This is a genomic window from Citrobacter sp. wls718 (assembly GCF_005280945.1).
In the GTDB taxonomy this organism is placed as follows: domain Bacteria; phylum Pseudomonadota; class Gammaproteobacteria; order Enterobacterales; family Enterobacteriaceae; genus Citrobacter; species Citrobacter gillenii.
In genome coordinates this window covers 100,029-109,223 of sequence record NZ_SZWV01000069.1, presented here as the reverse complement: position 1 = coordinate 109,223, position 9,195 = coordinate 100,029, and the positions used below count along the sequence as shown (strand labels likewise).

At 53.3% G+C, this 9,195-nt stretch carries 6 protein-coding genes; 4 read left to right on the top strand and 2 right to left on the bottom strand.

The features are described from left to right. Window positions 1–79: 79 nt before the first annotated feature. Entirely contained in the window at window positions 80–1,726 is a 1,647-nt protein-coding gene (fumA, locus tag FDW95_RS14420; protein ID WP_096758638.1) for a class I fumarate hydratase FumA, read from the top strand. A 160-nt stretch (window positions 1,727–1,886) separates the two neighbouring features. Continuing rightward, window positions 1,887–2,519, top strand: a complete 633-nt coding sequence (locus FDW95_RS14415) for a DUF2238 domain-containing protein (RefSeq protein WP_115259656.1) — start codon at window positions 1,887–1,889, stop codon at window positions 2,517–2,519. Window positions 2,520–2,555: 36 nt separating this feature from the next. Here the strand turns inward: FDW95_RS14415 and melB are convergent, their stop codons facing one another. Together melB and melA are read right to left on the bottom strand one after the other, a co-directional pair. Further along, entirely contained in the window at window positions 2,556–3,986 is a 1,431-nt protein-coding gene (gene melB / locus FDW95_RS14410) for a melibiose:sodium transporter MelB (RefSeq protein WP_137363535.1), read from the bottom strand. 91 nt (window positions 3,987–4,077) lie between these two features. Next, window positions 4,078–5,433: an alpha-galactosidase gene (gene melA, locus FDW95_RS14405; RefSeq protein WP_115259658.1), complete on the bottom strand. Its 1,356-nt coding sequence runs from the start codon at window positions 5,431–5,433 to the stop codon at window positions 4,078–4,080. Window positions 5,434–5,701: 268 nt separating this feature from the next. Between melA and melR the strand changes: the two genes are divergently transcribed. Both melR and adiA read left to right on the top strand, forming a co-directional pair. Next, window positions 5,702–6,634 carry a transcriptional regulator MelR gene (gene melR / locus FDW95_RS14400; RefSeq protein WP_115259659.1) on the top strand — a complete coding sequence of 311 codons (933 nt, stop codon included), beginning with the start codon at window positions 5,702–5,704 and terminating at the stop codon, window positions 6,632–6,634. A gap of 199 nt (window positions 6,635–6,833) precedes the next feature. Continuing rightward, the gene (gene adiA, locus FDW95_RS14395) at window positions 6,834–9,101 is read left to right on the top strand and encodes an arginine decarboxylase (protein ID WP_115259660.1); all 2,268 of its coding nucleotides are present in this window, start codon (window positions 6,834–6,836) and stop codon (window positions 9,099–9,101) included. Window positions 9,102–9,195: the final 94 nt, after the last annotated feature.

Sequence of the window (9,195 nt, the reverse complement as noted above, 5' to 3'; positions counted from 1 at the left end):
GTCCACTTTTGTACGGCACGCTACTCATAAGATGCAGAACAATTTACGTTTCTGATAAAAAAGAAAAGGCTGGAAGCAAATGTCAAAAGTTGAATTCACTTACCAGGCGCCTTTCCCGCTGGGGGAAGACAAAACTGAGTACTATCTGCTGACATCCGATCACGTCAGCGTCGGCGAGTTTGAAGGCGAGACAATCCTCAAGGTAGAACCAGAAGCACTGACGCTCCTGGCCCAGCAAGCCTTCCACGATGCCTCCTTCATGCTCCGCCCGGAACACCAGCAGCAAGTCGCCTCCATTCTTCACGATCCAGAAGCCAGCGAAAACGATAAGTACGTGGCGCTGCAATTCCTGAGAAACTCTGAAATCGCCGCCAAAGGCGTGCTGCCAACCTGTCAGGATACCGGCACGGCTATTATCATGGGTAAAAAAGGCCAACGCGTCTGGACCGGTGGCGGGGACGAAGCCGCGCTCTCCAAAGGTGTCTTTAATACCTACATTGAAGATAACCTGCGCTATTCACAAAACGCCGCACTGGATATGTACAAAGAGGTCAATACCGGGACGAACCTGCCCGCGCAAATCGACCTGTACAGCGTGGATGGTGACGAATACAAATTCCTGTGTGTGGCCAAAGGCGGCGGCTCAGCAAACAAAACGTACCTCTATCAGGAAACGAAAGCACTGCTGACCCCCGGCAAGCTGAAAAATTACCTGGTCGATAAGATGCGCACGCTAGGTACGGCGGCCTGCCCGCCTTACCACATCGCCTTTGTCATTGGCGGCACCTCAGCAGAAAGCACCCTCAAAACGGTGAAACTGGCCAGCACGCACTACTACGACGCTCTGCCGACCGAAGGTAATGCCCATGGTCAGGCGTTCCGCGACGTTCAACTGGAACAAGAACTGCTTGAAGAAGCACAGAAACTGGGTCTCGGCGCACAGTTTGGCGGCAAATACTTCGCACACGATATCCGCGTGATCCGCTTGCCTCGCCACGGTGCATCTTGCCCGGTAGGCATGGGTGTATCCTGCTCTGCCGACCGTAACATCAAGGCCAAAATTAATCGCGACGGTATCTGGATTGAAAAACTGGAGCATAATCCAGCCCAGTACATTCCAGAATCGCTGCGTCAGGCTGGTGAAGGTGAAGCAGTTAAGGTTGACCTGAACCGCCCGATGAAAGAGATCCTCGCCCAGCTTTCTCAATACCCGGTATCTACGCGCCTGTCGTTAAGCGGCACCATCATTGTGGGTCGCGACATTGCCCATGCGAAGCTGAAAGAGCGTATTGATTCCGGTGAAGGTCTGCCACAGTACGTGAAAGATCACCCGATCTACTACGCGGGTCCGGCAAAAACACCAGCGGGTTATCCATCAGGCTCCTTAGGCCCAACCACCGCGGGTCGTATGGACTCCTACGTTGATCTGCTGCAATCCCACGGCGGCAGCATGATCATGCTGGCGAAAGGGAACCGCAGCCAGCAGGTGACCGACGCCTGCCATAAACACGGCGGCTTCTACTTAGGCAGCATCGGCGGTCCGGCGGCAGTACTGGCGCAGCAGAGCATTAAGCATCTGGAATGCGTGGAGTATCCGGAACTGGGTATGGAAGCTATTTGGAAAATCGAAGTTGAAGATTTCCCGGCCTTCATCCTGGTCGATGACAAAGGCAACGATTTCTTCCAGCAAATTGTCAGCAAGCAATGCGCTAACTGCGCGAAGTAACCTATCTGGCCCGGCACCGGACTGCTCCCAATCGTTGGACACCCAACCGTTGAGGACAGCCCGGTGATCCCCCCGGGCCACTCTCCCCCCTCAATAACGGGTATTGAATTTTTATCACGCCCGATAAATAGTAGCCTTTTCGACTACTCGCTAAATCATCATGATCCGCACACTGAATACTTCGATGCTGAATACTGGCGCACTGGTGCTGGCGCTCATTCTTGCCTACACCGGCTTCTGCGCCACAGAAAAAATCACCTGGCTGATGGAAGTCACGCCGGTCATTATTGTCGTCCCGTTGCTGCTGGTAACCGTTAAGCGCTACCCGCTGACGCCGCTGCTCTACACGCTGATTTTCTTGCATGCCATCATTCTGATGGTGGGCGGTATGTACACCTACGCTAAGGTGCCGATTGGCTTTGATGTTCAGGAGTGGCTGAATCTGAGCCGCAACCCTTATGACAAGCTGGGCCACTTCTTCCAGGGGCTGGTACCTGCCCTGACGGCCAGAGAGATTTTAGTACGCGGCAATAGTGTCCGTGGGCGTAAGATGTTGGCGTTTTTAGTCTGCTGTGTCGCGCTGGCGATCAGCGCCACCTATGAACTGATTGAATGGTGGGCGGCGCTGGCGATGGGTCAAGGTGCAGATGATTTCCTTGGCACGCAGGGCGATCCGTGGGATACCCAGTCAGATATGTTCTGCGCCCTGCTCGGCGCATTAACCACGGTGATACTGCTGGCGCGGGTTCATTGTCGGCAGTTGTGCCGCTATGGGTTAATCACCGTGAACTGATTACCGGATGTCGCTGACGCTAATCCGGCCTGTACGTTACGCCTTAGCTTCACCGGTGGTTGCTACCGCAACCACCGGTATATCCAGTTGCTCATCCACCGAAGGCACCTTGCGGTACTTATCCAACAAGTGGATCTGGATCCGGCGCAGCGTATCGCCGTTCAGTCGGTAGAAACGGAAGTAGAGGATTAGCGTGACCATAAAAAAGAGTGCCGGTAGCGCTATCATAATGAATTGCATACCCACGATGGTTTCGGCAGACTGCTCAACGTTCGGCAGATAGCCAATTATCCCGAGCACCAGCGCGATAAAGAAAGCAGCAAACGCTGATCCCCCTTTGACCACCATGGTTTGTACCGAATAGGCAATGCTTTCACAACGTACATTGAGCTTGTATTCACCGTAATCGACGGTGTCCGCGACCATAATGACCTGCAGCACCCAGAAAAGCGCCGAACCAATGTTCAGTAAAACCCCGGCAATCACAATCAGCAGGGTATTATGAAAACCCGCTAATGCCATCGCCAACAGCACGCCGCAGCTAAGTACCGGCATTATCGATGCCCCAGCCCATAAGATCCGCCGGGACAACGCTTTCACCAGTCGAGGAAAAAGGATCAGCGTCAGCAGATTAGCCGCACCGGCGTAGGACATGTAGTACGGGAAGAGGGCCGTATCGCCAATTACGTAGGTAAAATAGTAAATAGCAAAACCCGCAATAATATTGGCCGCGATATTGTAGGCCAGCGCCATGCCCAGCAAGCAGGAAAGCTGGTCGTTTTTATAGATAAGTCCGACGATCGCTTTCAAACTCAGGCGACTGCTGTCGGCTGTTGCATCGCTGTCCGACGAATACACCTCATGCACATTACGTAGCGTCACGAATGTCGACACGATAAAGAATGCGATCAGCACCAGCGTAAACATCTGGAAACCAAATCCACGATCGGCCCCGCCAACATAGCTGACAAAGGGCAACGTTACCCCGGCGGTCACAAACCCGGACAAGCTGGCGAAAAAGCGGGGAAACGGCACCAGTTGCTCACGTTCGCGTTTATCCAGCGTAATGGTCGGCACCAGCGACCAGAAGGGAATATCCATAATGGTGTAGGTCATCCCCCACAGAATGTAGGTGACACATACAAAGACAACCTGCGTTGTCCCTTCGAACAGATGGGCGCTAAATAGCAAGAACAGCACCAGCGAGTTCGCCAGGGTGCCGATTAGAATCCAGGGTTTAAACTTTCCCCAGCGTGAGCGGGTGGCGTTAACAATCCAGCCCATGATCGGATCGTTAATCGCATCCCAAATCCTTGCCGCCAGGAACAATGTCCCGACCAGACCCACCGATAACCCCACCACATCGGTGTAGTAATACATCAGGTACATGTACACAATACCAATAGCGAAATCCTTACCAAACGCTCCAAATCCATAACTGAGTTTTGTTGTCAGAGATATGCTCATAGGGTATCGGGTCACTGTTACCAGCGCCCGCCTTCTGTAATAGGAAACGTGAGACGTCGGGCGCCGGACATGCTGCCGGCGCGCAAGGGGCTTATCGATGTAACCAGGCCGGTAACCAGTCGCCATGTGAAGCGATCAGGTCGTCCACCAGCGCATAAATCTCCTCAATGCCCAATACTGCCGCGGTATGGGGGTCCATCATTGCCGCGTGATACACCCGATCGCGGTTTTCCGTCAGGATGGCTTCGGTCAGCAGGGTCTGCACATTGATATTGGTTTGCATCATTGCCGCCAGATGCGATGGGAGAGTGCCCACCTTCGTCGGTTGAATGCCATTGGCATCAACCAGACACGCCACTTCCACACAGCAGCCCTGTGGCAGGTTATCGATCAGGCCGTCATTACGCACGTTGCCATAAATCACGCTCGGCTCACCGGTCCAGATGGCATTCATGATCGTGCTGGCATATTCCCGCGACGGTTTAATATCAATCCGCGCCGCCGTTTTGTACTCCTCCAGCTCTTTATGCCAGTTCGCCAGTTGTTCCACGCAACGTTTCGGGTATTCATCCAGCGGCACCTTGTAGCGCTCAATCAGGTCTTCACGTCCCGGCTTAATAAACCACGGCGTATATTCAGCAAAATGTTCTGAAGACTCAGTAACGAAGTACCCCAGTTTTTTGAACATCTCATACCGCACGATGTTCTGGCAGCGGCTATTCCCGTGAATGTTAGGCTTCGGCGCCTGACCGGCTTCATAAGCAGCCAGCAGTTCCGGGTACAAATCCACATAGCTGCCCTCTGCTGTTTTTCGTTCCAGCTCCAGGTAAAACGCCATATGGTTGATCCCGGCGCTACGGTAGCGCAACGTGGCGGGATCGATATTCAAATCACGCGCCAACTCCTCCGCCGTCCCCTGAACAGAGTGGCACAGCCCAACCTGTTTAATCTGCGGATACCGTGCATACATAGCCCAGGTGTTCATCGCCATCGGATTGACGTAGTTAAGCATCGTGGCATGCGGGCAGACTTCGGTCATGTCTTCACAAATCTGCCATAAATGCGGGATGGTGCGCAGCGCGCGCATAATGCCGCCCGGCCCCAGCGTATCGGCAATGGTTTGTTCCAGACCATGACGTTTACACACGTCAAAATCAGTGACGGTACACGGCTCATAGCCGCCAATCTGGAAGGCGACAACCACAAAATCGGCATCCTGCAACGCCGCTTTCCGATCGGTATGGCAGGTAATGTGACCGGATGCGCCCGCTGAATCCATCAGTTTGCGCACCACAATATGCGATTCTTCAAGGCGTGTGGGATCGATATCCATTAAGGCAATATGCGCAGATTTCAGTGCATCGCGGTGAAAGACATCCCCGAGAATATTTTTGACGAAAATCGTGGAACCGGCGCCGATAAAGGTAATTTTGGGTGCAGACATCATCACTCTCCAGAACGTTGTTGGTCATCGTCAGGATGGCACGCGATGGCGATGAAAGCCTCCGGCTTCTGTAATGAGCATTCCCAAAAACTCAGATCACCTTTCCGCCCACGCAGAATCTGAGATAATGGGATTAAATTAGCCGAAAAGCAGAGTATGTGGCCCAAAATCTCTACTATGCTGAGGTCTAATGACTCAATTTGCGTCCCAATTCGCAGTCTTATCTGTATACAAATGGCATGATTCTGAGCATTCAGGAAATGGAGTGACCATGACGACGTTACCGATACCGCTTCTCCCTCCCGATCCACACATGTGCAGTAGCGATGAACAGCAGACCCGCAGCCCGCTGACGCTGTACTCAGAGTATCAACGCATGGATATCGAGCTGCGCCCGCCGCATGCCATGGACTCCAGCCACTGGCACGGCCAGGTGGAAGTGAATGTACCGTTCGATGGCGACGTTGAGTATGTTATCAATAACGAAGTGGTGCAGATAAAACAGGGACATATCACATTATTCTGGGCCTGTACGCCGCACCAGCTCACCCGTCCGGGTACCTGCCAGCAGATGGCGATTTTCAATTTACCGATGCACCTGTTTCTCTCCTGGCCGCTGGATCGCGAACTGATCAACCACGTCACGCATGGCATGGTCATTAAATCACTGGCGACGCAACAGCTCAGCACCTTTGAAGTTCAGCGCTGGCAGCAAGAGGTAAACAGCCCGAACGAACAAATTCGCCAGTTGGCGATCGACGAAATTGGTCTGATGCTTAAGCGCTTTAGCCTGTCGGGCTGGCAGCCGATTCTGGTCAATAAAACCTCGCGCACGCACAAAAACAGCGTTTCCCGACACGCTCAGTTTTACGTCAGCCAGATGCTGAGCTTTATTGCCGACAACTACGATCAGGCGCTCACCATTAACGACGTCGCGGAGCATGTGAAGCTCAATGCCAACTATGCGATGGGAATTTTCCAGCGCGTAATGCAGCTCACCATGAAGCAGTACATTACCGCGATGCGGATCAACCACGTCCGCGCGCTGCTAAGCGATACCGATAAAACGATTCTGGACGTGGCGCTGACCGCCGGGTTCCCCTCCAGCAGCCGCTTTTACGACACCTTCAACAAATTTGTCGGCATGTCACCACAGCAATACCGCAAACTGAGTCAGCAAAGACGACAGTCCTCAGCCCTCTGACCCCGGCAATATCACTATCAGCCAAAAAAATAATTCCCCTGTCGATAAACGACGGGGAAAAATCGCCAAATGCACCAATCAACCATTTGTTTTTAAAAAATAAAAACACAAAATCGCCTGATTTTCGCCCCCTTTACTCCCGTATTTATCAGGTAAATACTTGCCCTCGTCACACATCCTCCACTACGGGAAACAGACGATGAAAGTATTAATTGTTGAAAGCGAATTTCTGCATCAGGACACCTGGGTCGGCCACGCGGTCGAACGTCTGGCGGACGCTCTAAGTCGGCAAAATGTGACCGTCATTAAGTCCACATCATTCGATGATGGTTATGCCATCCTGGCCGCCAATGAGGCCATTGACTGCCTGATGTTCAGCTACCAAATGGAACAACAGGACGAACACCTCAACGTCAGGCAATTGATCGGCAAGCTTCACGAACGCCAGCAAAATGTTCCCGTTTTCCTGCTGGGCGATCGGGAAAAAGCTACCGCATCGCTGGATCGCGATCTGCTGGAGCTTGTCGATGAATTCGCCTGGATTCTGGAAGATACTGCCGACTTTATCGCCGGGCGCGCCGTTGCGGCAATGACCCGTTATCGCCAGCAGCTTCTGCCGCCACTGTTCAGCGCATTGATGAAATACGGCGACATCCATGAATATTCCTGGGCCGCACCAGGCCACCAGGGCGGCGTCGGATTTACCAAAACCCCTGCGGGTCGTTTCTACCATGATTACTACGGTGAAAATCTGTTCCGTAGCGATATGGGTATCGAACGCGCCTCTCTCGGCTCACTGCTTGACCACACCGGCGCATTTGGCGAGAGTGAAAAATATGCCGCCCGCGTCTTTGGCGCTGACCGTTCGTGGTCCGTAGTGGTCGGCACATCCGGCTCTAACCGCACTATCATGCAGGCCTGCATGACCGACAACGACGTGGTCGTTCTGGATCGAAACTGCCATAAATCGATCGAGCAGGGGCTGATCCTCACCGGGGCAAAACCGGTGTATATGGTGCCAAGCCGTAACCGTTACGGCATTATCGGGCCTATCTACCCGCAGGAAATGCAGCCGGAAACGTTGCAGAAAAAAATCAGCGAAAGCCCGCTGACGCAAGGTAAAGCCGGGCAAAAGCCATCTTACAGCGTGGTCACTAACTGTACCTACGACGGCGTCTGCTACAACGCGAAAGAAGCGCAAGACCTGCTGGCACAAACCAGCGATCGTATACACTTCGATGAAGCCTGGTACGGCTATGCGCGCTTCAACCCAATTTACAACGACCACTACGCCATGCGTGGAGAGCCGGGCGACCATAACGGCCCCACCGTATTTGCCACGCACTCCACCCACAAACTGCTGAATGCGCTGTCACAGGCCTCTTACATCCACGTGCGTGAAGGCCGTGGAGCGGTGAATTTCTCCCGCTTTAACCAGGCGTATATGATGCACGCCACCACCTCACCGCTGTATGCCATCTGCGCCTCAAACGACGTGGCGGTCTCAATGATGGACGGTAATAGCGGCCTGTCGCTCACTCAGGAAGTGATCGACGAAGCGGTTGATTTCCGCCAGGCAATGGCGCGGTTATACAAAGAATTCACCGCCGAGGGCGACTGGTTCTTCAAACCGTGGAACAAAGAGGTGGTCACCGATCCACAAACCGGCGAAACCTACGACTTCGCGGATGCTCCGACCCAACTGCTGACCACCGACCAGAATTGCTGGGTGATGCGCCCGGGTGAATCCTGGCACGGCTTTAAAGACCTGCCGGATAACTGGAGCATGCTGGACCCGATTAAGGTCAGCATTCTGGCACCGGGAATGGGCGACGACGGCGAGCTGGAAGAAAATGGCGTGCCGGCCGCGCTGGTCACCGCCTGGCTTGGACGTCACGGTATCGTACCGACCCGCACCACCGACTTCCAGATTATGTTTCTGTTCTCAATGGGGATCACCCGCGGGAAATGGGGCACGCTTATCAACACGCTGTGTTCCTTCAAGCACCATTACGATACTAATACCCCGCTGTCACAGGTGATGCCGGAACTGGTAGAGGAACATCCTGACACTTACGCCAACATGGGCATTCACGATCTGGGCGACACCATGTTCGCCTGGCTGAAAGAAAATAACCCAGGTAGCCGCCTCAATGCGGCCTACTCCGGCCTGCCTGTCGCTGAAATCACCCCGCGCGAAGCCTATAACGCGATCGTGAGCGACAACGTTGAGATGGTAGCCATCGAAAATCTGCCGGGCCGTATTGCCGCCAATTCCGTTATCCCTTACCCACCGGGAATCCCGATGCTGCTGTCCGGGGAAAACTTTGGCGATGCCAATAGCCCACAGATAAGTTACCTGCGTTCGTTGCAATCCTGGGACCATAACTTCCCTGGCTTTGAACATGAAACCGAAGGAACGGAAATTATCGACGGCATGTATCACGTCATGTGCGTGAAAGCATAATGTCGCTTTATAGATAGTCCGATGTTTAAGGTAGACATGTCATGCTTGAGTAATTCCTGAGTATTGCTGCAAAACAATAACATTGTCATACCTT